21 protein-coding genes and 2 pseudogenes are annotated in these 25,213 nt (G+C 47.0%); 10 read left to right on the top strand and 13 right to left on the bottom strand.

Going from position 1 to position 25,213, the window contains the following annotated elements; translation table 11 throughout:
- Positions 1–57: 57 nt before the first annotated feature.
- Positions 58–2,037: a methyl-accepting chemotaxis protein gene (locus tag KI655_RS16285; RefSeq protein ID WP_285407150.1), complete on the bottom strand. Its 1,980-nt coding sequence runs from the start codon at positions 2,035–2,037 to the stop codon at positions 58–60.
- Between the two features lie 341 nt (positions 2,038–2,378).
- On the opposite strand from KI655_RS16285, the gene KI655_RS16280 reads away from it, so the two are divergent.
- Both KI655_RS16280 and KI655_RS16275 read left to right on the top strand, forming a co-directional pair.
- Positions 2,379–2,552 (top strand): hypothetical protein, encoded by a 174-nt coding sequence (locus KI655_RS16280; RefSeq protein WP_285407149.1) that lies wholly within the window; start codon positions 2,379–2,381, stop codon positions 2,550–2,552.
- A gap of 91 nt (positions 2,553–2,643) precedes the next feature.
- A complete protein-coding gene (locus KI655_RS16275) occupies positions 2,644–3,231 on the top strand; it encodes a TetR/AcrR family transcriptional regulator (protein ID WP_285407148.1) in 588 nt (195 codons plus the stop codon).
- A 78-nt stretch (positions 3,232–3,309) separates the two neighbouring features.
- Here the strand turns inward: KI655_RS16275 and KI655_RS16270 are convergent.
- A pseudogene (locus tag KI655_RS16270) lies at positions 3,310–4,671 on the bottom strand (fructose-specific PTS transporter subunit EIIC); the annotation flags it as partial.
- A gap of 80 nt (positions 4,672–4,751) precedes the next feature.
- Positions 4,752–5,181, bottom strand: a pseudogene (locus KI655_RS24185) (PTS sugar transporter subunit IIA); the annotation flags it as partial.
- 185 nt (positions 5,182–5,366) lie between these two features.
- On the opposite strand from KI655_RS24185, the gene KI655_RS16265 reads away from it, so the two are divergent.
- The gene (locus tag KI655_RS16265; RefSeq protein WP_285407144.1) at positions 5,367–5,675 is read left to right on the top strand and encodes a PTS fructose transporter subunit IIB; all 309 of its coding nucleotides are present in this window, start codon (positions 5,367–5,369) and stop codon (positions 5,673–5,675) included.
- Positions 5,675–6,448: a PTS sugar transporter subunit IIA gene (locus KI655_RS16260; RefSeq protein WP_285407235.1), complete on the top strand. Its 774-nt coding sequence runs from the start codon at positions 5,675–5,677 to the stop codon at positions 6,446–6,448. Before KI655_RS16265 ends, KI655_RS16260 begins: the two co-directional genes overlap by 1 nt.
- A 16-nt stretch (positions 6,449–6,464) precedes the next feature.
- Here KI655_RS16260 and KI655_RS16255 read toward each other — a convergent pair whose 3' ends face one another.
- Positions 6,465–7,304: a helix-turn-helix transcriptional regulator gene (locus KI655_RS16255; protein ID WP_285407142.1), complete on the bottom strand. Its 840-nt coding sequence runs from the start codon at positions 7,302–7,304 to the stop codon at positions 6,465–6,467.
- Between the two features lie 379 nt (positions 7,305–7,683).
- Between KI655_RS16255 and KI655_RS16250 the strand changes: the two genes are divergently transcribed.
- The 4 genes from KI655_RS16250 (at position 7,684) to KI655_RS16235 (ending at position 13,030) form a co-directional block, all read left to right on the top strand.
- A complete protein-coding gene (locus KI655_RS16250) occupies positions 7,684–9,588 on the top strand; it encodes a fructose-specific PTS transporter subunit EIIC (RefSeq protein WP_285407141.1) in 1,905 nt (634 codons plus the stop codon).
- An 89-nt stretch (positions 9,589–9,677) separates the two neighbouring features.
- Positions 9,678–10,895, top strand: a complete 1,218-nt coding sequence (gene manA / locus KI655_RS16245) for a mannose-6-phosphate isomerase, class I (RefSeq protein WP_285407140.1) — start codon at positions 9,678–9,680, stop codon at positions 10,893–10,895.
- A 259-nt stretch (positions 10,896–11,154) separates the two neighbouring features.
- Positions 11,155–11,595, top strand: coding sequence for a PTS sugar transporter subunit IIA (locus KI655_RS16240; RefSeq protein WP_285407138.1), 441 nt, complete (start codon positions 11,155–11,157; stop codon positions 11,593–11,595).
- 13 nt (positions 11,596–11,608) lie between these two features.
- A complete protein-coding gene (locus tag KI655_RS16235) occupies positions 11,609–13,030 on the top strand; it encodes a fructose-specific PTS transporter subunit EIIC (RefSeq protein ID WP_285407137.1) in 1,422 nt (473 codons plus the stop codon).
- Positions 13,031–13,105: 75 nt separating this feature from the next.
- Here KI655_RS16235 and KI655_RS16230 read toward each other — a convergent pair whose 3' ends face one another.
- Positions 13,106–13,882, bottom strand: coding sequence for a transporter substrate-binding domain-containing protein (locus KI655_RS16230; RefSeq protein WP_285407136.1), 777 nt, complete (start codon positions 13,880–13,882; stop codon positions 13,106–13,108).
- Positions 13,883–14,006: 124 nt separating this feature from the next.
- Here KI655_RS16230 and KI655_RS16225 point away from each other — a divergent pair, with 124 nt between their 5' ends.
- Entirely contained in the window at positions 14,007–14,747 is a 741-nt protein-coding gene (locus tag KI655_RS16225; RefSeq protein ID WP_285407135.1) for an amino acid ABC transporter permease, read from the top strand.
- 144 nt (positions 14,748–14,891) lie between these two features.
- Here KI655_RS16225 and KI655_RS16220 read toward each other — a convergent pair whose 3' ends face one another.
- From KI655_RS16220 to KI655_RS16185, 8 genes are all read right to left on the bottom strand, one after another.
- Positions 14,892–16,022, bottom strand: a complete 1,131-nt coding sequence (locus KI655_RS16220) for an ABC transporter ATP-binding protein (protein WP_285407134.1) — start codon at positions 16,020–16,022, stop codon at positions 14,892–14,894.
- A 9-nt stretch (positions 16,023–16,031) separates the two neighbouring features.
- Positions 16,032–16,766: an HAD family hydrolase gene (locus KI655_RS16215; protein ID WP_285407233.1), complete on the bottom strand. Its 735-nt coding sequence runs from the start codon at positions 16,764–16,766 to the stop codon at positions 16,032–16,034.
- On the bottom strand, positions 16,756–18,207 hold the full coding sequence (locus KI655_RS16210; RefSeq protein ID WP_285407133.1) for a CehA/McbA family metallohydrolase: 1,452 nt from the start codon (positions 18,205–18,207) through the stop codon (positions 16,756–16,758). Before KI655_RS16210 ends, KI655_RS16215 begins: the two co-directional genes overlap by 11 nt.
- A gap of 107 nt (positions 18,208–18,314) precedes the next feature.
- Positions 18,315–19,595 carry an extracellular solute-binding protein gene (locus tag KI655_RS16205; protein WP_285407131.1) on the bottom strand — a complete coding sequence of 427 codons (1,281 nt, stop codon included), beginning with the start codon at positions 19,593–19,595 and terminating at the stop codon, positions 18,315–18,317.
- Between the two features lie 6 nt (positions 19,596–19,601).
- Entirely contained in the window at positions 19,602–20,573 is a 972-nt protein-coding gene (locus KI655_RS16200; RefSeq protein ID WP_285407129.1) for a carbohydrate ABC transporter permease, read from the bottom strand.
- A 24-nt stretch (positions 20,574–20,597) separates the two neighbouring features.
- Positions 20,598–21,482 (bottom strand): carbohydrate ABC transporter permease, encoded by an 885-nt coding sequence (locus tag KI655_RS16195; RefSeq protein WP_285407127.1) that lies wholly within the window; start codon positions 21,480–21,482, stop codon positions 20,598–20,600.
- Positions 21,483–21,584: 102 nt separating this feature from the next.
- Positions 21,585–22,469, bottom strand: coding sequence for a LysR substrate-binding domain-containing protein (locus tag KI655_RS16190; protein ID WP_150868508.1), 885 nt, complete (start codon positions 22,467–22,469; stop codon positions 21,585–21,587).
- A gap of 165 nt (positions 22,470–22,634) precedes the next feature.
- Positions 22,635–24,260, bottom strand: coding sequence for an ABC transporter substrate-binding protein (locus tag KI655_RS16185; protein ID WP_285407125.1), 1,626 nt, complete (start codon positions 24,258–24,260; stop codon positions 22,635–22,637).
- A gap of 131 nt (positions 24,261–24,391) precedes the next feature.
- On the opposite strand from KI655_RS16185, the gene mpaA reads away from it, so the two are divergent.
- Positions 24,392–25,099 (top strand): murein tripeptide amidase MpaA, encoded by a 708-nt coding sequence (gene mpaA, locus KI655_RS16180; protein WP_285407123.1) that lies wholly within the window; start codon positions 24,392–24,394, stop codon positions 25,097–25,099.
- The last annotated feature ends 114 nt before the right edge of the window (positions 25,100–25,213 follow it).

Below are 25,213 nucleotides of genomic sequence, written 5' to 3'. Positions count from 1 at the left end.
GACATAACGAATCCCGGGCCTTTTGTTTATCTTACTGCTCTATATTTCTAGCAATAGCTATCGCTTAAACACGTTAGACAGCGTTTTCAGTGATGAAGCAAGCTCTGCTTGATCACGAGCTGTCACAGCAATTTGCGTTGCACCTGTGGTTGATTCAGTCGACTTCTGTTCCACCGAAACCACATTCTGCGCAATGTCTTGAGTCACAACGGCTTGCTCTTCTGTAGCCGTTGCAATCTGCTCAGCCATGCTAAATATCTCACCAACTGAATCAGAAATACTTTGTAGGCTTTGCTCAACACCACGCGAATCTTCTACCGCTTTTTGCGACATCTTTTGGCTGTTATCAATGACGTCAAATGCACTTTGAACATCGGTTTGTAAGGCTGTCACAAAGCCTTCGATCTCTGCCGTCGACTCTTGAGTACGCTGCGCCAATGTTCTTACTTCATCCGCCACGACCGCAAAACCACGGCCTTGTTCGCCAGCACGCGCCGCCTCAATCGCTGCATTCAGTGCTAACAAGTTAGTTTGCTCAGCCACCGATTTAATCACATCAATAACGCTGTTGATGTTACTGCTGCTCTCATTAAGGTGTGCGATTTTGTCCGCTAAACCATTAATCTCATTAGCTAGATGTTCAATTGAGTGGTAAGAGTGTTGAACTGTCTGCAACCCAACTTTAGTTTGCTGGTCAGCCGTTTGTGCTGAAGCCGCTGTTTGCTGAGTCTTATCCGCTACCTCATTAACTGTCGCAGAAAGCTCTTCGGTTGCCGTTGCGATTAAGCCAATCTGATCTTGTTGTTCGACCAAGGCATGAGAGTTGTAATCACAGGTTTGCGACGTCTCTTCTGCGGCAGAAGCCAGCGACATACTTGAATGCGACAACTGATCCATCACATCTTTAAACTTCTCTAAAGTCGAATTCAAAGACGCGGCGATTTGGCCAAGTTCACTGCTTCCTTCATATTTAGCACGCACCGTTAGATCATTGCTATCGCGAACACTCGCCATCACTGACGTTAAATTGCTGACTCGCGTTGTTAAGTCTCTAACCACTTTAATGCCGACAAATAGCGCTACCAAAGACACTACCGCGAACAACGCAATACTAAATAGCATCTGAGTTTGCGCTTGTTGAGCTTTGCTCTCGGTAAGGTCAATCAATGAATCCGCTAGGTGGTTCTCTGTTTGTTTCAGCTTGACGATGCGTCCTGTTGATTGAGCAAACCAATACACTGGATCAGTATCGAAACCGCTCATGGTCGATTTAGCGACCTCTCTCAAACGTTTTACTTCATCAACCGCTTCATCATTGAGTTGCTGTTCGAAGAAAGCAATGTTAGCCGGTGTGCTCAGCTCTCTAAAGTTAGAGAAATAGGTATCTTGTTGGGTCACCAGTGAGATGAACTTCACCAACATGCCCTCACCAAACTCATCTTTAGAGAAGGTATTGCTCAATACAGCGCGTTCGATACCCGCTCTCTCTTTGCCTTGAAGGAAGTTGTAGTACGCGATGGTCTCACGAGTGATGACCGAATCACTGCTAAGTTCTGCAATCAAAGAAGAGACACTCAATAGCTTCGCATTAAGCTGGGTGTAATAAGCAAGCGCCTGACCTAAAGGGATAGTTTGAGCGTCAACCTGACGACGAATGTCTGTAATTTGGTTAAGCCCTTGAGAAATCGTTTGATTGAGTTGCGTGATCTCTGGCAACTCGACAGTTTGTGATTGCCAAAAGTCGTTGCGAGCAGAACGCTTTTGGTTAGTCAGGTTACGTTGGTCGCTAAGCTCTTTACCAAACTTAGTGCCTTTAGCCCCCAAGAAACCAGCTGTCATGCCTCGCTCTTTCTGAAGCTCGTGCACCAGTTCACTGTACACCACCGAAAGGCGAGTCAGTTGATTGAGGGTCTGCATCTCTTGCGATGTATTCACGCTTTGCGATATGGCCGTTGCACTGAGCCACAGAAACCCGAGTATGGGTAGAATAAGCAGAGCAAATATTTTTTGCTTGAACGACATGTCCGTTAGTTTCATAAACCTTTCCTAGCAGCTGACAAATCTCTATATCCCGACTGTGGCACACTTCTTTCTTGGTACACCTTTACCGAGATCATTTAATTATCAAATTAATCAATAAATGTGCCATCCTGAGACATCACCCGGTCAAAATAACAGCTAAGCTTATAAAATATAGGGCTTTATCTGGTTTCTAGAGGCTCGGCACTACCTAATAAGTCTATAAGTGACATACAACACAATAAGTATATGCCCAAATAAGCAACAACTTGCATTTTATTGGTGCGTATTGCAGTTGAGATCCGAATGGGTATAATGCGCCGCTGACAAAACTGGTGAACTATAAACGAGGCAAGCGTATGAAGTGTCCTTCTTGTGAAGAGCATGTTGGTTGGGACTGGATTGAAGACGAAGCGATTGAGCCTAACGAAGAGTTCGAGTGCCCAGAGTGCGATGCAACCTTGATGTACGCCATTGATGAAGGCACCTACTACGGTGCAGAACACAAAACCGTCGAAGTGGTGGATAGCTAATAGCAACGGCTTCAAATCGTGAGATCCTTTACTCTCACGCCTAGCATGCTTAAAATGTTGAACACGTGTTCAAAGTCTTTAAGGTTACCCAATGGCAAATACAGCGAAATTCGATAGACAAGATGTGATCGACAAAGCCACCAATCTCTATTGGGAAAAAGGCTTTCACGCCACGTCAATGCGTAACCTGCAAGACGTGATCGACATGCGACCGGGCAGCATCTACGCCACCTTCGGTAGTAAAGAGGGTCTGTTTAAAGAGACACTGGCTCGCTATACCGAACTTGGTAAAACAAACTTAAAGCGTGCTCGTGAAGAAAACAGCTCCCCGCTTAAAGCACTCGAGAGCTTTGTTCGCCGCGCAGTCGTTGAGTCTAAGCAGAGTGCGCCTAACGGAATGTGTATGCTCGCTAAGACAGTCGCAGAGCTCACCAACGAGCACCAAGAACTGCTTGATGAAGCGAAGAAGTGCCTAGTCGTTATGGAAGGTGAGTTTGCCAAGCTAGTTGTAGAAGCGCAGCAGGCTGGCGAAATTGACCAAGACCGTGACGTTAAACATCTGGCTCGCCATGTTCAGGTACAAATTGCAGGCTTGCGCACTTACGCGAAAACTTGCGACGACTTAGATCTGCTCAATACCATGGTTGAAGATATCTTTAAGTATCACCCTTTCAAATAGAGTGATTTGATAAAGTGAGTGAGATTGGCTCTATCAACGAAGAGCCAATCTGAAGCCCCGTTACACCTTTCTCAAGAACTACACTTTTCTCAAAAGCAGTGCCTGACCATTAAGCATTGCGTCCTTGGTGCCTACATCAACAATCTTCTTACCTCTAAACCTTTCAACCTCTTTGATCGCCACATCGTGAGCGAATATCACTAAGCGCGCATGGTCGATGTCTTTTTGTGTGATTCGATTGCCAATCCCGTTTGCACCCTGCGTCTCGACTTTAATTCGCACACCCAGCTGTTGAGCCGCTTTCTCTAATGACTTCGCCGCAAGGAAGGTATGAGCGACCCCTGATGGGCAAGACGTAACAGCCAGCACATCTGCGACACCCTCTTCCGTGACAGAGCCACCGAGTTCTTGATGGCTATAGCCCTGGTCATCCTCATCAACGGTTTTCTTTAACAAGATCACGACTAAAGCCGTGGTTAACGCGCCTGCAAGCGTGCCGACCACGTAGGCAATTTTTCCATCGACCACAGGTAAAACGATCCAGCCGCCCCAAGGCGCATGGTTGATCACATGGAACATAAAGCCAATAATATTACCGACAATCCCTCCCGCGACGACCGCAGGCAACACGCGAGCTGGATCAGCCGCTGCAAAGGGAATCGCCCCTTCGCTGATCCCTATCATGCCCATGATACCGGCGGCTTTACCTGCTTCGCGCTCATCACGTTTGAATTTTTTAGGAGAGAGGAAGGTTGCCAATGCCATACCCAGTGGCGGCGTACAGATTGCGATACCAACACCACCCATTAGCCAAGGCTGAGTATTGACCTGAGTTTGAGCAAATAAGGTAGCGACCTTGTTGATTGGTCCACCCATATCAAAGGCTGTCATCCCACCGAGTACAGCGCCCAATAAAACCTTACCCGAGCCTGCCATTCCAGTCAGCATCTCGTTCATCGCTGTCATGAACTGAGCAATGTGCGCGCCGATACCCCACATCACCACTCCACAAGTGACAAAGGTGCCAACCAAGGGATAGATGAAGATCGCACTCAGCGCGGTCATGCTTTCCGGCAGTTTTATCCGTTTAAGCAACTGAACGGTATAACCCGCGACAAAGCCCACGACAATTGCGCCCAAAAAGCCAGTTTGATATTGCTCTACGGCCACCCAAGCCCCGATCATTCCCGGCGCTAAACCGGGTTTATCTGCCATCGAGTAGGCGATATAACCACCGAGCACCACGGTAAATAGGGTTAATCCAGCAACGCCCATTTGCGCCACATCGGCTAGAAAACCCGATTGCGGTAGCGCAGCTTGACCAGTGAACATAACGGAAAGTGACAGCAGCACCCCACCTGCGACCACAAATGGGATCATATGAGAGGTACCGTAAAGCAGGTGTTCTTTAACCCGATGCAAAGCTTGAGTGTACGGGCTGCTCATTAACAGTTGCTCATCGATAGGTTGATAAGCGTCGTTGGAAGATGAAGAAGAGGCATCGATGTCTGAAAACAGCATAATCACGTCTTCTACGGATTCAGCCGCCTTCAATTTTGTAACAAAGCCATCCTCGATGAACTTGGTCGAGACTTGTGCCAGAACCTCGATATGGTGTTCGTCGTTGTTGTCTGGAGACGCAAGCATAAAGAAGACATCTGAACACTCTCCTGTTTCCGCACCGTAATCTATCCCCTCGCGACTGATACCAATCGCAATCGCTGGTTTAGACACAGAACGGCTCTTAGCATGAGGAATGGCTATACCATCATCAAACCCTGTATTTCCTATTGATTCTCGCGCCCACAGTTCTTCAAGGAAGAGTTGTTTATTCGAAAGCTTACCAGCGCCATCGAGCATCTCCACTAGCTCTTCAAACACTTGCTGTTTGGTCGTTGCCTTGAGATCCAAGCAGATCGTATCAGATTCAATGAAATGTGTGATGTCCATAGCGGCTCGAGATTACTGAATATATATGATTAGGTTAGCGGTCAAAACCACCCAATCATATAGCACTAAACATGCATTAACTGGATTTTTGTAACCAAGAAATCAGAGTGTGAAGTGAGACTTTTGAATTCCAAACAACTCCCTCTAATATTTAAGGGCTTTCTTCATCTAAACAGAGAACCATCATGAGAATTGTAGCGGTAACTGCGTGCCCTACAGGCATTGCCCATACTTACATGGCTGCAGATGCACTAACTAAAACAGCGCCTAAATTTAATGTTTCGATCAAGGTCGAGACACAAGGAGCAATGGGCGTTGAAAACCAACTCAGCGCGCATGATATTGCCCAAGCCGACCGTGTACTGATCGTCTCTGATATCGAAATAGAACAACCGAATCGCTTCGATGCTAATAAGACCGTGCGCATTGCGATGGAAGACGTGTTGCTCAGCGTAGAGAAGGTCTTCATCAAATACTGTCGCAGCTGTTCATGATCCCAGAATATCAACTGACGTTTTTTGTCGACAACGCCTCCGCTAGTGCGCACGCGGCCCAACCTCTGTGCCGTCTTGCTCGCAAGTTCAAAAGCTCTATTCGTATCATCAACATCACTCAAGGTCGAGCAGCGGATCTCTCTAAGCTTGTGGCTCTACTACAAGTGGGGCTGCTTAAAGGCGATCTGGTTCAGATTACCGCAGTAGGACTTGATGCGGAGTTGGCGTGCTTTGTTCTCAAAGATGTGATTGCCGAGCATTATGTCTTGGTTGGATCTCAGGTTAATCATGAGTTCTCTACGGACTTGATGCAGCGTTTCCCTCAGATAAGCCCACCGTGTGAGGTTGATTGGCACCACGCTAAAGCGCAAACTCAGCTCACCAAATTCGAGTGTTTGAAAGGCTTAGCGCACCTTATCTACCCGGAGAATCCGGATGAACTGATTCTGTCATTCATTCGACGGGAAGAACGTTCTTCGACCTGTGTAGCACCGGGAATTGCACTGCCTCACGTAATGTTTGAGCATTGCGAGAGAATGTCGATAGCTGTGATTGTTAGCGAAGATCAGATTGATTGGGCGTCCAAGATTGGACAAGTGTATGTCGCGATAGCACTGGTCATGCCGACCAAACCACAGAGAGAGCAGATCATTGCAGCGACCAATCTGACACGCAACCTACTCAATGATCAGATCACCGAACGTTTGCAAAAAACCAAAAGTAGCATCGACCTGCAAGCCTTGCTGATGTACCTCACTTCTCGTTTACTGTAAGTACTCAATCCCCAGATTAAATAGAGCTACGATATTCACTCGGCGTTCTTCCTGTACGATTTTTAAAAACTCGGCAGAAATAGTTCACATCTTTAAAACCACAACGTACAGAGACTTCATTGAGCTTAAAATTATACTTCTTGAGCATGAACTTGGCGCGGTCGACTCGCACGCGTGTGATGTACTCGGCCAGCGTCATATGGCCTTGTTGGCGGAACATTCGCGACAAATGGTTGGAGGAAATACTAAAGCGCGAAGCTATGCTGTCTCGCGTGATCTGGCGGTGGAAATTCTCTTGAATATAGATACAAATACCCTGATACACATCTTGCACGCGGCTGTGAGACTTCTCGACGGGCGCATCTAACATGGTCTTGCTGTATTGAAGCAGCGCTTGCAGCAATAACTCATCCATCGGCTGCTTGTTACTCTCGCGCGCTAATGAACTAAGTGCCTCCAAAATATTATCAATCGCAAAGCCAGAGCGAGTCTGAATACTGTGCTTTTGGATATCATAGAAGCTCTCCTCACCCTTGCGTTTACTCACCAAGCTTAAACCCAGCTGTCGACGCCCAAACAGCATGCTTAGCACCGAACAGTCCGTATCCCAGTTCGGTTTGTTCCAACAGTTAGGTGGGATGAAAATCGCATCCCCCGCTTTAGCAACAACGTTAGTGATCTTACGATCATGACTCTCCATTTCATTAATATACTCACCGTCGAGCACCAGCTCTAAGCGCGGAAAGTTCACCTGATAACTGAATGCTGAAGGCGTGTGAAAATCGCCCGCAAACCAGATGTTATGAAGTGGTTCTCGCTCATTTAATACCGACGAGATTAGGTCATGAAATATCATTTATTCGAACTCTTAAAAGCAGCAATAACGCTACAGGAATAGATATACTCCTTAGTGAAACATAGCGCTATTGAGCAAAATCACAATTTGAGATCTAGGTTACAAAAATCCAGTTATGGAAATAAATATCCAGTCTAAGCCCAGATTTGGAACACCAAAATCACAATGAGCCAATCATTCTAAACCCTTATCAATAAAAGCCTTAACGTCTCTTAAAAGCTGTCAACACACCGCCTAAACTACCCTACTGAACGATCAAAATCACACTCCACTCAGAAGGCAACAATCATCCAGTAAATGCGTTTTTTCTTCACTACAGCAGGCACCGAATCAATTTCAGAATACCCCTAACAAAATAAAAAAAGAGTAGGGGTCCATTATGATCACAAAATTGATCAATCAAGATTTGATTAAGCTTTCGCTAAGCGCTAATTCCAAGGAAGACGTATTTAAAGAGCTGATAGACGTGCTGTACGCACAAGGTCGAATTTCAGACAAAGCACAATTTCTTGCCGACATTAAAGCGCGAGAAGAACAAGGCAACACTGGTTTTGAAGAAGGCATTGCCCTACCACACGCGAAAAGTAGCGCGGTAATCAAACCTGCGGTTGTTATCGGCGTGCACAAACAGGGCATCGAATACGGTGCCGATGATGGTCAGCCTTCGAAACTGTTCTTTATGATTGCTTCTCCCGATGGTGGCGATAATCACCACATCGAAGTTTTGGCCGAGCTCTCTTCAAAACTGATTGAGGAAGGCTTCATTGAAAACTTCATGAATGCCGATTCCGAACAGACGGCATTGGAACTACTTCTGACGAAACCAGAGCCAATTCAAACCAAAGAAGCAACAGAAACCCAAGGCTTCATCATTGGTGTCACAGGCTGCCCTGCTGGCGTGGCACACACCTATTTGGCAGCAGAAGCATTGGAGAAAGGCGCAGCGGCACTTGGCTACGATGTTAAGGTCGAAACTAACGGCTCTATCGGCGTTAAAAACAGCCCAACTCAAGAAGAGATTGAACGTGCAGACGCGATTGTCGTGGCTTGTGACAAGCAGGTCGACATGGCTCGTTTTGCCGGCAAACGCGTTATCTGCACCAACGTAAAAGCACCAATCAAAGACGCGCAAGGCTTGATTAAACAAGCACTCAACGCGCCAAGCTACCAAGCAGAACAAGCGCCGACCAATCAATCCGTTGCCGAAAAAGCCTCACAAGCGCGTTCAGACCTTTACCGTTACTTGATGAATGGCGTATCACACATGATTCCATTCGTAGTGACGGGCGGTCTATTGATTGCCCTAGCCCTAGCGATTGGTGGTGAGCCAAGCGAATCTGGCATGGCAATTCCTGCTGGTAGCATGTGGAACCAAATCCTAGAAGTGGGCGTGGTTGCCTTCACCCTGATGATCCCGATCTTGGCCGGCTACATTGCTTACGCGATTGCAGACCGCCCTGCTCTAACCCCTGGCTTGATTGGTGGCTGGATTGCGAACAACGGTTCTTTCTATGGCGCTGACGCAGGCACAGGCTTCATTGGCGCAATCATCGCAGGTCTATTAGTGGGTTACTTCGTTAAATGGATTACCTCGCTTAACTACCACAAATTCGTTCAGCCACTTGTGCCTATCATGATCGCTCCGATCACTGGTTCTCTATTTATCGCTGGTCTATTCATCTTTGTTATCGGTGCACCTATCGCGGGGCTGATGGATGCGCTTACAGCCCTACTTACTAGCATGAGCACAGGTAACGTGGTTCTACTTGGTATCGTACTGGGTGGCATGGCTGGCTTTGATATGGGCGGCCCATTCAACAAGGTGGCGTTCCTATTCTCGGTTGGCATGATTGCTAGCGGTCAGACTCAGTTCATGGGTGCAATGGCGTGTGCAATCCCTGTTGCTCCGCTGGGTATGGCTATCGCAACCAGACTTGGCCGTAAGTTTGACCTGTTCGAATCTTCTGAGATTGAAGCGGGTAAAGCAGCAGGCGCGATGGGCTTAGTGGGTATCTCTGAAGGTGCAATTCCTTTCGCGGCTCAAGACCCAATGTCGGTTATCCCTGCCAACGTGCTTGGCTCGATGACTGCAGCAGTTATGGCATTCTCCTTTGGTATCACCAACAGCGTTGCTCACGGTGGTCCTGTGGTTGCTCTACTTGGCGCAATGAACTACCCACTGCTAGCACTGGTGTGTATGGCGTCTGGTGCGGGCGTAACTGCGGTTACTTGTATCGCGCTTAAAAATCTACGCAAAGCCAAGCTAACAACAGCAGCGGCTTAAGCCATTCCAACTCCAATGGCTTGGGCCCCTCTATTCATCTTCTAGGAATGAATAGAGCTCAAGCCATGTTTCCCTTCATGGTGATTTCGATGTCTGATTTTTCTTTAACGAACGATTCGTTCGCACAACGCTTTTTCTACCCTATGACCAACGTGATTCAAAACTACGCATGGGGTAGCCCTTCTTCGTTCAACAAATTGTTTGGTATTGATAACCAAACTGGTGAGCCACAAGCAGAGATTTGGATGGGGGCTCACCCGAATGGTTGTTCAATGGTGAACGACAACGGGCAGCAGACCACACTGTCGAGCTTGATCTCTAAGAACCTAAACCTATTTTTAAGCGAGAAAGTGGCGAGTCGATTTGGTGAACTGCCTTATCTATTCAAGGTGTTAGCAGCAGAGAAAGCACTCTCTGTTCAAGTACACCCAAACAAACAACAAGCCGAGTCTGGATATGCACTAGAAGAGCAACAAGGCATTCCTATGACAGCGGGCAACCGTAACTACAAGGATCCTAACCACAAGCCAGAACTCGTGTACGCCCTAACCGACTACACGGCGATGAATGGTTTTAGGTCGATAAGCGAGATCCTTGAGCACTTCCATTACCTCGATATTCCAGAGCTGCATTCGATGGTTAACGATCTCGCGGGCGACCAAACTCCCAATGGATTAGCCTGCTTCTTCGCAAGCCTGTTGTCTCTGGAAGGTGAGCAAAAAGGCATGGCGTTAACCATGCTACTGATGAAGGCTAAGCTTTCTGATAAACGTGTATTCCAATTGATTTCAGAGCTTGAAGCTCAATACCCTGGTGATGTCGGCTTGTTCGCTCCGCTGTTATTGAATGTGATTACCCTAAAGCCGGGGCAAGCCATGTATCTTGATGCCGAAACGCCTCACGCTTACATCAAAGGCACAGGTCTAGAGATCATGGCGAACTCAGATAATGTGCTGCGTGCCGGATTAACGCCTAAGTACATGGACGTGAATGAACTGGTTTCTTGTACTCGATTCAATGAAAAGCCAGCAGATAGATTGCTGCTCAACCCGATTGAGCAAGGTGATGTGATGGAATACGAAATTCCAGTCGAAGATTTTAAGTTCTCTATCGTGCAAAACTCACAGCAACGACAGATCACGACCGAAGGTGCCGAGATCCTATTACCACTCGACGAGTCCATGGTGCTCACTCACCAATGCGGCGAAACCTGCGTTATAGAGAAAGGCCAGTCGGTGTTCATTCCTGCTTACGCAGAGAGCTACAAACTGGACTGTATTGGCCGAGTAGCGCGCGCTTACAGCTAGCTTTCCAACAACTCACAACACTGTCTTCATGCCCTGCTTTTGCGGGGCATTTTTGTTTTTGACGAAGGCTATTAGCATGTCGAAAACCTAATCCAAAACGCCATCAAACATGACCCATCTCACACTGGATGAATGATGCAAATCACACTTAATTTTGCTTGGTACAAATGTGCAGTGAAGGGCTTTTATTTGCTATTTCGCGAATCGGGTTAATCCATTAATTTTAATTCAAGAACTTCAATAATGAATGAGTTAATAAATGATCACACAGCTAACTAACGTCAACTTAATTAATAACAATCTTCAAGCGAATAATAAAAAAGAACTGTTTGAAGAATTGGCAGGCATGTTATTTGAGAATAACCGAATCAGCAGTAAAGAAACCTTTTTGGCAGACATTGAAATTCGTGAATCTCAAAGCATCACCTCAATGGATGGCATCGCTTACCCACACGCGAAAAGCAAGGCAGTAACAGAGCCTGCGATTGCTGTCGGTGTAAAGCGCGAAGGTATTGAGTATGGCGATGAAGACGGCATTAACCCAACAGTGTTTTTTATGATTGCTTCACCAGACAACGGTGCTGACCATCATATTTATGTATTACAAGAACTATTTGGAAAATTCAGCGATGAATTTATTCAAGATATCCATAACGCAAAAGATGAACATCAAATCCTTAATATTTTAATTAATTCATAAGGCGTAGACAATTATGAGTACCCTAGCGAACCAAACTACGAATACCAGTAGTAATTCTAATAATAAAAATAGCGACTATAAAAAACTCCTTAGTACCATGAAAGGCCACCTGCTTTTTGGTACATCTCACATGCTACCTTTCATTGTAGCCGGTGGTGTTTTGTTAGCTTTAGCCGTCATGGCATCAGGTAAAGGTGCGGTTCCAGCAGACGGCTTGCTGGCAGACATCTCTAACATCGGTATCAAAGGCCTTGTTCTTTTCCCAATCATTCTTGGCGGCTTTATTGGTTACTCAATTGCAGACAAACCAGCACTGGCACCAGCGATGATCTCTTCTGGCATCATGGCAGACATGGGCGGCGGCTTCCTTGGTTGTATCGTGGCTGGCTTTATTGCCGGTGGCGTGGTGCTTCAACTTAAGAAGATCCCACTTTCTACCAATATGACAGCATTAGGTGCATACTTCATCTATCCACTTGTCGGTACGTTAATCTCTGCAGGTATCGTAATGTGGGGCATCGGTGAGCCAATCAAACTGTTCATGGCTTCAATGAACGAGTTCCTAGCGTCAATGGCGGGTGCATCTAAGATGGTTCTGGGCACAATCCTTGGCGGTATGACAGCGTTCGATATGGGCGGCCCTATCAACAAAGTGGCAACCCTATTTGCTCAAACTCAAGTAGATACACAACCATGGCTAATGGGCGGCGTAGGCATCGCGATTTGTACACCACCTCTAGGTATGGCACTGGCAACCTTCCTATTCAAAAACAAGTTCTCTAAACAAGAACAAGAAGCAGGTAAAGCGGCGGCAATCATGGGTTCTATCGGTATCTCTGAAGGTGCTATCCCATTTGCTGCAAACGACCCAATGCGCGTTCTTCCTTCAATCGTTGCCGGTGGTATTGTTGGCTGTGTGTTCGGCTTCATGACAGACATCCTACTTCACGCACCATGGGGCGGCCTAATCACAGCACCAGTTTCAAGCAACATCCCAATGTACGTAGTTGGTATTTCACTTGGCTCACTAACCACAGCGGTCATCGTTGGCTTCTGGAAACCAGTCGCAGTTGAAACCGAAGAAGAAACGGTTGAAGCTACACCAGTACAAGCTCAAACAGCACCTGTAGCTGGTGAAGGCGAGTACGACATCGTAGCAGTAACATGTTGCCCTTCTGGTGTTGCACACACCTTCATGGCAGCCAAAGCACTAGAAAAAGCAGGTGCGGCAGCTGGCCTTAAGATCAAGGTAGAAACACAAGGTCAAAACGGCATTCAAAACCGCATCACCGACCTAGATGTCGCAAACGCGAAACTGGTTATCTTGGCTCACGATATTCAAGTAAAAGACGCTCACCGCTTTGCCAATGCTAACGTGATTGAATGTTCAACCAAAGAAGCGATGAAAAAAGCAGCGACGTTAGTGGTCGCGTAACCCAAATTAAAGCAAGCTCCTAACTCAAGAGCCCTTCCCCCTAAGGGCTCTATTTTTCTCTTCTCTATGAGCTCGTTACATGCTCTTCAGTCCCCACTTCTCAGCGGTTTGCTTGAAGAAACCTTGCGTCTTTTTCAATTCAACCCAGTGGTTAATGTAATTAATCCAAACCTGATCATCTTGTGGTAGTAGCATCGCAATTGGTGTTGGTTTGCGTGGCTCTTTTACCGGAACAATCGCGAGTTGTTTAAACTTCTCTACTAAGGTTGCAGCCTCTACGTTTGAAGTCACGGAGACATCAGCGCGGCGAGCCAAAAGCTCTTGGAAGTCACGTGCCGGCGCTTCAATCACGATGTGTTGTGCCGATGGGAAGAAGTCCTTCACCATTTTTTCTTGTACTGTGCCGAGCGTAGCGGCAACTTTGATTTCTGCTTTGTTAAAGTCACTCCAATCAGAGAACTTCTCTAGGTCTTTCTTTTGCACAACAGGGACAAAAGCCAGATAGAAATAGGGTTGGCTGTACCCAGCGACTTTTGCTCGAGACATGTTGAGCGATGCGCTGCCAGTCACGTCGTATTTGTTGGCTGTGATGCCATTCACCAAGGTTTTCCAGTCTGTTGCGACGTATTCCACTTTAACGCCTAGGTCCTTAGCCAACTCAGTCGTGACATCGATATCAAAGCCGCGGTAGCTATTGGTCGCTGGATCCTTCATTGTCATTGGGTTCCAATCCCCAGTTGTACCAACGCGAAGAACTCCGGCATCGAGTATCTCCTGCAAACGACTTTGTGCATGTGCAATTTGTGTAAAAGCAAGTAAGCACATTCCTAATGCAATTAAGCTTTTCTTCATTTTTTATTCCTTCAAAGAATGCTGATTTCTAAGTGATGAATGTAGATATTCTTCTTAATTATTAACCATTAAACAGATTTGGTTGTTAACATAGCAATAACAAATGGAGTTTTTGGGAGTAAATGTGAACTATCGTCACTTATCGCTAGTTTCTCTGCTGTTTCTGACAGGATGTTCAGACTACCAATGGGGATGGTATGTACTCGACCCGTCAACGGAGCATGGGCGAACTAACATTCAGTTTTTGGTAGCTGGTTTTAGCGAGACTATTCAAGTTTCGTTGTTGAGTATGTTTTTTGCGATGGCTTTGGGTCTATTGGTCGCCTTTCCAGCGCTTTCCAGCTCTCCAATACTCAGGGGGGTTAATCGACTTTACGTAGAGGTGATGCGTTCTATCCCTGTATTGGTATTGTTATTGTGGGTGTATTACGGAATGCCGACATTACTCGATGTTTCTTTGAACCACTTCTGGGCAGGGGTAATCGCATTGACCATTGCCGAGAGCGCCTTTATGGCAGAAGTGTTCCGTGGGGGGATTCAAGCGATTAATCGTGGCCAACACGAAGCGGCCGAATCCTTGGGATTAAACTATTGGCAAAAAATGCGATTGGTTATCTTACCGCAGGCATTCCGTCAGATACTGCCGCCCTTGGGCAATCAGTTTGTTTATATCCTCAAGATGAGCTCGCTAGTGAGTGTGATTGGTTTGAGTGATTTAACAAGGCGAGCAAATGAGCTGGTGGTGAACGAATATTTACCTTTAGAGATCTATACGTTTCTGGTTTTGGAATACCTTGTTCTTATTTTGGGGGTATCGCAAGCGGTTCGTTGGCTAGAAAAAAGGATTGCGATTCCGAGCCATTAAATGGTTCTAACCCTCAAGAGTGTTTAGCTATCTCCAACAAAAAAGCCTCGAGCACAAACCCAAACTCCTGTTGATACTCCCCCTAAAAAAATCCCCACTCATATGAGCGGGGATTTCTTTATTTCGAATACTCGACACTTCAAGTTATTCAATCAGTGCTTCTTCTGTCTCTAGGTCAAACAGGTGACACTGTGAGGTATTGAAATGAAGCATTGTCTCTTGTCCACTTTCTGCTGTGCGGTCAGCATCAAAAGGCACGCGTGCCACCATTTTATCGTGACCGAGTTGGAAGTAGAGATACAGCTCGTTACCCATAGACTCCACCACACCTAGACGATGATTTTGAGTATTGACCTCAGACAGTGGTGCATCATGATTCGCAAGGCTGATGTGTTCAGGACGAACGCCGAACCAAACCCACTCGCCCTGTTTTGCACGAGCAATGGCTTGCTTATCTTGAGGCAGTTCCCAACGAACCCCGCTCTCTGACAATACATTCATCACGCCATCAATTTCATCAATACGAGCTTTGATGATGTTCATCGCTGGCGAGCCAATGAAACCCGCCACAAACTTGTTTGCAGGATGATGATAAAGATTCATTGGCGTATCGACCTGCATGATCTCACCTTGATTAAGAACGCAGATGCGGTCGCCCAAGGTCATCGCTTCAACCTGATCGTGCGTCACGTAGATCATGGTAGCGTTTTGACCTTCCTGCTTTAGGTTATCGTGCAGCTGAGCAATACTCACTCGCGTCGAAACACGCAGCTTGGCATCCAAGTTAGAGAGAGGCTCGTCGAACAAGAACACGTCTGGTTTGCGCACCATAGCACGACCTAGCGCTACACGTTGACGCTGACCACCCGACATCTCACCCGGTTTGTTATTCAATAGGTGTTCGATATCTAACGTTTTCGCTGCCTCTGAAATACGCTCGTCGATCTCATGCTTTGGCAGTTTTTGCTGTTTTAATCCAAAGGCCATGTTGTCGTAGACCGACATATGCGGATACAGCGCGTAGTTTTGAAACACCATTGAGATGCCGCGATCTTTAGGTGGTAGATCGTTAACACGTTTATCTCCGATGTATACATCGCCCTCTGAGATATCTTCTAGCCCAGCGATCATGCGAAGTGTGGTGGATTTGGCACAGCCAGACGGCCCAACAAACACCATAAACTCGCCTTCTTGAATATTGAGGTCGACACCATGTACCGCTTTAAAGCCGTTTGGGTAAGTCTTCTCAACGCCTCTCAAGGTTACTTCAGCCATAACCAGTCCTTAAATCAATTCGTTAAATTCTTGAGGGTCGAAGTTGGCAACCGAATGAATCACCAAGTCAGCCATTGGCTCTAGTTCGGCGTGATTTGCCGTGCCAGTGAGTACACCCACGTTCTTAGCCCCAGCATTTCGACCAAATTCCATGTCCGATACCGTGTCACCAAACATGATCACTTCATGTGGCTCGATACCACACTGCTCGCAGAACGCATTCAACAATGCAGGTGCTGGCTTAGGTTCAATATCGCCGTCAGAATAGCCGACGTAATCAAACAGTTCGCTCAAGCCCGATTGCTCCAATGTGTAAACCGTCGAGTCTTTGGTGTCAGCCGTCGCTACGCCCAAATACATGCCTTGCTGCTTAAGCGACGTCAGCTTTTCCGTTACCCCCGGCAGTGCTTCAACCCACTCTGGATTCTCTTCCACTTGATTGTTGAAAGCCGCCTTGGTGACTTGAGTGAACTCAGTCAGAGATATCGAAGGCTCTAGCATTTTGAACCATGCAATCGCGGTATCTTCAACTGGGTTAGAAGCCAATAGTCCATAGTTATCAACCACATCGCCCTCAACTCCGATAGCCAAGAGTAACTCAGTAACCGTGACAGTTTGATTACCTTGGTGGTTATCACTGAAGGCTTTTACTTGCTCACTTGCACCACGAGAAACGTTGAGCCACATCTTGTGGAATTCCAATAGGGTGCCGTCTTTATCAAACAATAGTGCTTTAAACTTCATCACTATTTACTCGCTCCATAAGTTCACCCCAAGTGTCGACAAGAGGTTGGTTAAATTGTAGTTGTGTGCCATCAAAGACAGCGTTAATGCAGCCCTCAAACTCGCCTTTATTTGGCGATGCTGAGCCGTATTGAGAAGATGAACCGCGTCGAATATCGATACGACACCAGTGATAACCTGCTTCAACGGAAAGACTTTGCTTTTCATCCGTAAGATAGATTCTTTCGATCACTTTGCCATCGACCACGCACTCTGCGTAATAGTCATATTCCGTGTCGCGAACGGATAATCGATAGGTCAGTGCTTGGCCTTTGCTGTCTTCACCTGGCAGCAGATCGCCAAGGTTGATATCGAATTTCAGACCGCAACGGCGCTCTAGGTACACTTGTCCATTACGCAAACCGGCCAAGATCCCTTCTCCACTCAAGCCATGGCTATACACGAAAGTTGAAGGATCACCGTAAATGGAAGGCTCGGTCGCTTTTGGGTTGCGCTCATGAGGCTCTAGGTGTGAATCGCTGCCACCAATCGCGGTAATGCGCTGGCCGCAGTTCCACATCTCATTAAGTACCATTAAGGCATCTTCAGTCGCTTTTGGAGACGTTGACCAAGTTGGGTCACAACACACTTCAAAGGTCGAGACTTGGTTCAGCAGTACTTCATCGTAGTGCCAATGCCACGGCTTCATCATCGGGTGATTAATGCCAAGGGAACTGTGTCCACTTTTAGCAAGTTGTAGCCCCGCTTCCATAGTGGCTCGACTCGTATGTTCAACCTCTGTTAGATCCAAAGAATGACTTGGACCATGAACATTGAAATGCCCAAGATCGGTTGTGACTTCTAATGCAGGGAGAAACAGGCACTGCTTTGAAAGCGGCAGTTTCGGCTGACATATGTTGTGTTCGGTTATGAAGAAAAAATCTAAGCCTTGCGACTCAACAATCTCTTTTGCGGCACTTAGCGTGTTGTGTCCATCGGAAAGCTGAGTGTGGGCATGAAGATCACCACGATACCAACGCGACTCTGCACTCAGCATCTGGCTGTAATCAAATTCGATCTGGTGCGATGCAGTCACCACCGATTGAAGATCCAGTTCTTCACCGTTCGATGATTCAGGAAAGGCGATATCGACCTGATATTGCATCGCGCGTTCACGACGAAACTCACCTTCGAGGTTGTACAGCTCAACAAACCACTCACCCGCAGCCAATGGCCCATCGATCGCGCCTAAGCCCGATGCTTGTGGCTGAATCACTAGCGACTTATGCGCTTTTTCAAACAGTACCTTGCCACGAAAGTTTTGATTGGCATCGTAAGCGGCAGCGTACAAGAAGCCTTTGGTTACCGTCGTTCCGGTAATCTTGACGGCATCAACGTCCGCAGGGACATGAAAGGGAATTCGCACTCTGCCAAAAGAGAGTTCACCTTGAAATTGGTTCATTGCTTTCACCAAGTTGCTCTACATTAAACATCACAAAGAGCGATGAGATGATAGCCCACCACATTGATGGGCTACTGTTTTAGATACGGGATGTCTTGATCCCGAAGTTATGAGCGATTCGCTCTATCCAAAGCACGTTGCGCCTTTTTCGCCGCCTGTTTTAGCGCTTTTTCTGCTGGCACGTTCTGAATTTGGATTTGATCCGCCGCTACTTTCAGAGCATCCATGATTTTGCCGTTGGTTGGGTCAAGGAAGTCTTTAGTTGCCGTGTTCGCCTGCTTCAAAGGAATCAGAGCTTGTGGGTTGTCTTGAGTGAATGCTTGATACTCTGGCACCTCAGATACGCTGTTACGTACTGGGATGTAGCCTGTGAACATTGACCAAGCTGCTGTGTTCTTCGCATTGGTGTAGAACTCAACAAACTCAAATGCACCCTTCGCTGCTTTGTCGTCTGTGCCTTTTGGCATCACGTAAACTAGCGCACCCGCTTGTGGCGCTGATGGGTGGTTGCCCCAACCCGGTTGAGTGGTCGCTGCAAGCTTAGTGAAGTCCAAGTCACCTTGGTCACCCGATGAGCCAGTGTAGCCAAGCGCATTGTCTTTCATCACGTCATCGATAGTCTTGTACCAGTACTCCCAGCCTTGACCGCCGTAGTGAATACGCATGATTTGGTCGTCATGAATCCATTGACGGAAGCTGTCCCATACCTCAACCCACTCTGGAGCGTCGATCAGCACTTTCTTACCGTCATCACTGATGATCTTGGCGCCATTAGAGAATGCCGCATCGATCATGTTGTCTTGACCCCACATCGGCTCCCAACCATAGAAGGTGGTGTTGCCTTTGTCGTCACGCTGCGTCACTTTCTCAGCAACCTTTGCTACACCTTGCCAAGTCGCTAGGTCTTGCTCGGTAAAGCCATGCTCAGCCAGCACTTGCTTGTTGTAGTAGAACACCTGAGTGGTACCGTAAGCCGGCAAACCAATCACGGTGCCATCGTCTGCTGTCACTTGATCTTTAAACGCACCAATGAAATCAGAGAAGTTAAACTCTTCATCCATGAATGGCGTTAGGTCACGGCTCAATCCACGTCCGTGCATCGCTTCTGCACGGCCTGAATCAAGAAGAACCAATTCAGGAGCCGTTCGAGACGCCAAACCTGCTTGCAGCTTTTGGTAGGTTTCCGTGTAGTTACCCTGTAGAGCTGGCTTAACAACGTACTCATCTTGGCTCGCATTGAACTCTTCAATAAGCTTAGTCATCATTTGTTGAGGCTTAGTACCACCGGAATACCAGAAGTTAACCTCTGTTGCTGCAAGAACACTGCTAGAGAACATAGAAGCGCTTGCTGCGCCAGCACACACTAGTGCGAGAGTTTTTAGTTTCATTTCCGTTTACTCTTTTACGCCGTTATCGGCGATACCTGAAAGAATCGTCTTTTGACAGATGACGAATAGAATCAACAAAGGCATTACAGCAATGGTGCTCGCCGCCATGATCTGCGACCAGTTCAAACCGTAGTTGCCTTCAGCGATAAAGTAGTGACGAATCCCAGTCGCAATCAGGTTCAATTCCTGAGTGGTGATAACCAGACTCGGCCACATGTAACTGTTGTAGTTAGTGATGAAGGTGATAAGAAATAGTGTTGCTACTGCCGCTCGGCACTGCGGTAGCACTATCGCCCAAAGAATTTTTAGCTCGCCTGCGCCATCAATACGCGCCGCTTCAACCAAGGATGGATGTACCTTGATAAACACTTGGCGCAGGTAGAACACACCAAATACCGAGGCTGCGTTAGACGCAATCAAACCCATGTGAGAATCCAAAAGCCCTAGCTTGGCCAACGTGATGTAAGAAGGAATGTAGGTCACAGCTCCCGGTAACATGTAACACCCCATCACCACAAAATAGAGCAAGGTTTTAGAGCGAAACTTCAGCTGAGTCAGTGCATAAGCAAACATAGCCGAGTTGACGATCACCAATAGCGTGGTGAACAGAGCCACACTGAAGCTATTGAAGATATACAAACCAAAAGGGGCACTCTGGAACGTCTCAATGAATGTCTCCCAACGGAACTGCGAAGGGATAAGATCTAATGGGTTCGCGAAGATCTCATCATTGCTTTTCAGCGAGCCTGATAGCATCCACAAGAATGGGAATACCATGATGGTGCCGCACACCATCAAAAACAGATGCTTACTCAATGCAGCCAGAGACTGCGCATTAACTCGAGTGGCAGATGCTGTGCTCGATTGTTGTTTTTCTGTTTTCACCGCCACTGAAGAGCGCTGCGCTCTCGCACTGCTGCCTTTTAGTGGTCTGGTTGTGCGAATCACCGGATTCGCATCTAATGTTTGCGTGGTCATGATGTTGTCCTTTTCAAATCCGGTTTAGTAATACACCCAGCGTTTGCCCATATAGGTATTAAGCAGTGCGAGCAGGCCTGTGATGAGGAAGATCACCAAGGAAGTCGCAGCAGCTGGTCCCATCTCATAGCGCTCAAAGGCTTGCTGATAGAAGAGGTAAAGCAAGGTGCGTGTTTCGCCGCCCGGCCCGCCTTGGGTTAGGATTTGAAACTGATCGAACGCCTGCATCGCCGTGATAATGTTGACGACTACCAAAAAGAACGTGGTTGGCGAGATAAGCGGTAAGGTGATTTTTAAAAAGCGCGTTAGGCTGCTACAACCATCAATCAAAGACGCCTCATACAGTGACTCAGGGATCTTGTTGAGCGCGCTAATGTAGAACAGCATCGTCCAGCCAATCGCCTGCCACACTGTTACAATAATCACCGCAACTAGCGCAGTATTTCCGCTCTCTAACCAAGGGATCGCGTTAAAGCCCATCGACTGTAATAGATGGTTCGCTAGACCTGATTTAGTCTCAAATACCCAAGACCAAACAATCGACACCGCGACCGTTGGCGTGATCCAAGGGGAGAAGATCACCGCGCGATAAAACTGGCTGCCTTTGAAGTTTTTGTGCAGCAACATTGCAAACAGAAGGCCTAATAAAATGGTTGGCACGACGACACCAAGTGAGAACCAGAAGGTGTTCATCGCCGCTTGCAGAAACTCAAAGTCTTCCACCATGTATTGGTAATTTTCGAGTCCGACAAAGTCGTAGTCTGGCGAAATATAATCCCAATCGGTGAAGCTGATATAAATGGAGTAGCCAAACGGCACTAACCAAAAAGTAAACAGTGGAACTAACAGTGGCGCGGTAAACAGCAGCACTTTCAGTCGATTTGTCATGTGTTGTGAGAAAGCACTCATGGTGACCTCATCCTTGTTTGTATGTGCTTAAGCTAAGCGTTTTATATGACAGGTTAGTAAGAGCGCCCCTCATTTTTTTTATGGCCACTCATAAGAAAACCTTTACTCAGGCTCTGCACTTTCAATTTGGTGATAGAGCCAATCACAGAAGAAATTCACCTTGGCACTTCGACTATGTTTAGTAATCAGGTAGTGGGCAGATTCAGCAGGCATAAAGGCGTCACTGGCGAGCACTACCTCCCCTTTCTTAAGCAGTTCAGTAACCGCCAGTGACCTTACTAGCAATACACCAACACCTTGCTTAACCGCCTCTAACGCATGCAGTGAGTTACTAATTTCTAGCTGAACTTGCGGCAGTGACATCTCAAACTGGTTATGGCTCAGCCATTGCAACCAGTTCTCGCGGTAGCCTTTCACTTGCACTGTTGGCAATGAAGCAAAGTCACGAGCATCGAGCTGTTCTTGGTAGCGCTCTTTAAACTCTGGGCTACAAACCAGTTGCCAATGCTCTTGGAAAAGTCGTTCAAAATGGGTGTCTTCACTCTCTACTTTGCCGTTGGTCAGTTCGATATCGACATTCTGACAAGGCGTAGTCGACGGCCAATCCACCAGCTGAATGTCCAAGCGAATAAAAGGATATTTTTGATAAAAAGAAGCGAGCCGTGGCAATAGCCAGTTATGACAAAAGGTGTGATTGACGCGCAAGCTCAACACGTCGGTCTCTTTCTCACCAAATAGGATTTGCGTTTGTAGCTTGAGGTGAGCAAGTGAGCCCGAAACAATCGGTTGGTACTGCTGCGCAGCCGAGGTTAAACGTACGCCCTTTGAGCTGCGTTCAAACAGTGTGGTATCAAAAAAAGTCTCTAAGCTTTTGAGCTGTTGGCTTACCGCCGCTTGGGTAACACACAGCTCGCGCGCCGCCGCACCAATTGAGCCAAGGCGGGCAACTGCTTCGAATGCTACAAGGGCGCGTAGAGGGGGTAACATGGCTTCACCTAATTGAAATAAAAGTGAAAATTACTTCAATCAGGTTTCAGTTTTTTGCAGTTCGCGTTACAGATTAATGACAAAGGGACGTTGATCAGAAAATTATGATCAACGTCCCTTTTCTAAATGTCATACATTCGTGCCAATGTTTAAACGGACACGAACTTACTGCTTAATGTAGAGATCTTTCGAGTAAATGCGTCCTTCTACATTATTCTTGGCAAAGCCACCCACGGTTGGTCGAACCAATCGCGCTTGCATGTAGTAGTAGATTGGAGCAATTGGCATATCGACCGCTAGCGCCTGTTCTGCTTGGTCATAAAAAGTTTGACGCTCTTGTTCGGTAGTTGCCGATAGCGCACTCTCCATCGCTTTATCGTAGATGTCACTGCTGTAGCGCGCAAAGTTACCTGAAGAACCAGAGCGCAGCAGACTTAGGAACGTAGACGCTTCGTTATAGTCACCACACCAAGAAGCGCGCATTACATCGAAGTCACCCTGCCTGCGAGACACCAAGTAAGATTTCCACTCTTGGTTTTCCAACTCGACCTTGGCACCCAAGTTGTTTTTCAACATTGATGCAATCGCCACTGCAATCGACTTGTTGGACTCACTGGTATTGTAAAGCAGTTTGAAATCCAATGGGTTAGACGCATCGTATCCCGCCTCTTTCAGCAGTTGTTGCGCTTTCTCATCACGCTGATCTTGAGTCCAGCTGCTGTACTCAGGTTGGGTCGCCTCAAAGCCTGCGGTGTACTCATGAGCAAAGGTATAGGCAGGCAAGTTGCCCACTTGTGTGACACCATTTGTGACAACATCACGCATGATCGAATAGGAGACAGCTTGGCGAACTCGCACGTCATCAAACGGGGCACGCGTGGTGTTAAACGCATAGTAATAAGTACACAGCAAAGGAACTGCGGTATAAGCTTGCTGATACTCTTTCTGTAGTTTTTGTGCCATATGCGTTGGTACATCGGAAGTGATGTCGACCTCACCTACCGCATAGCGATTAATCGATGCATTCTGGTTTTCAAATGGAATGTATGTGACCTGATTTAAGTGCGTATCATCACTATCCCAATAATTTGGATTCTTCTTTAGCTCCACACGCTCATTGACCACCCATTCATCCAGAAGGAAAGCACCATTGCCGACAAACTGCTTTGGATCGCTCCAAGGTTTTTCACTGCTTTCTAGGTTGGCCTTGTGAACGGGCATCATCGAAGTGTGACCTGTCATCGCCACAAAGTAAGGGACTTTACTATCGAGTTCGAAGCGAAGCGTGTGCTTATCAATAGCGGTCACACCCAATGCATCTAACGGCTTTTTACCTTCCGCTACATCAGCAATACTGTTGATTTTGGTGAGTTTTAAATACCACACATTCGGTGATGCAGTTTTAGGATCGACAGCACGTCTTAACGCATACACGAAGTCATCGGCTGTTACCGGGTCGCCATTCGACCACTTGGCGTCTTTACGCAGATGGAACACAAAGGTTTTGTTGTCCTCGGTTTCCCAAGACTCAGCAACGCCCGGAGTAATATTGCCATCGCGGTCTTGAATCACTAAACCTTCAAACAAGTCTCGTAAGATGTGCATTTCCGGTAAGCCTTCGGCTTTAGCAGGGTCGAGCGTCGCTGCTTCGGCATCATTAGCGCGTACTAAATGTTGTTCCTTAGCCAGAGTGGTTCCTGCAGGCAGAGTATCTGCGGCGGCTGTTACTGAGATAAAAGGGGTCAATAAAGATGAGATGAGTAAAGCCGTTGACTGTTTTTTAAAATCCATATGTTTTTGCTCTCCTAGCCTATCTTTGAAGCAGAGTAATAAAATTAACCATGCGACAGTTGACGAGTTTTGACAGTTGTATTTATCTAATAGTTAATACTTGATAGTACTTGATCAATCGGGAGATTAAGGTGAGTTTAATTCCAAGAACGGAAAGAGCTGCGTTTTCAATAAAGCCGCTGACGTATGGAAGTTCTGTATTAGGGGCTCCTTTGCTCTATTTCCCTGCGCAAATCGAAAGCGACGATCGCGGGCTAATTTTAGCCGGCACCCACGGCGATGAAACTGCATCCATCGCAGGCTTATCGTGCGCGTTGAGAAGCTTGCCAGCTGCCAACCTAAGGCACGATGTGATCTTGTCGATGAACCCAGACGGCAACCAATTGGGCACTCGCGCTAACGCCAATCAAGTAGACTTAAACCGAGCCTTCCCAACTAAAAACTGGAAAGAAGATGGCACTGTATATCGCTGGAGCTCAAACACTCCAATTAGAGATGTAAAAGTCAGCACCGGGCAGCCAGACCAGCTCGAACCAGAAGTACAATCGCTGATAAACCTTATCGAAAAACGTAAGCCTAAGTTCGTGATCTCTTTCCACGAACCACTCGCACTCATTGACGACCCGGCCCAATCGGAACTCGCCTCTTGGCTAGGCAAACAGTTCAACCTACCAGTCGTCGAAGATGTCGATTATGAAACTCCGGGGTCATTCGGCACATGGTGCGAAGAAAGAAACCTGCCGTGTATAACCGTGGAACTGCCGCCCGTTTCGGCAGACTTCGCGATTGAAGAGTACTTGGATGCGTTTGTGGCGGTATTGAGGTTTGACGGAGGTTAGCCAAAGTCATATGGACAAAAGCGAGTCTGCCGCTTTACTAAATTAGTGTTTAGACGATTAGCCGAGGTGCTGCAGACTCTATAATTTAGTGGCCAATTTTATTCAGCCACTACA

Source organism: Vibrio sp. D404a, from assembly GCF_030248535.1.
Classification (GTDB): domain Bacteria; phylum Pseudomonadota; class Gammaproteobacteria; order Enterobacterales; family Vibrionaceae; genus Vibrio.
Note: the sequence above shows the minus strand (reverse complement) of the source record. Positions and strands in the feature narration are given on the sequence as shown.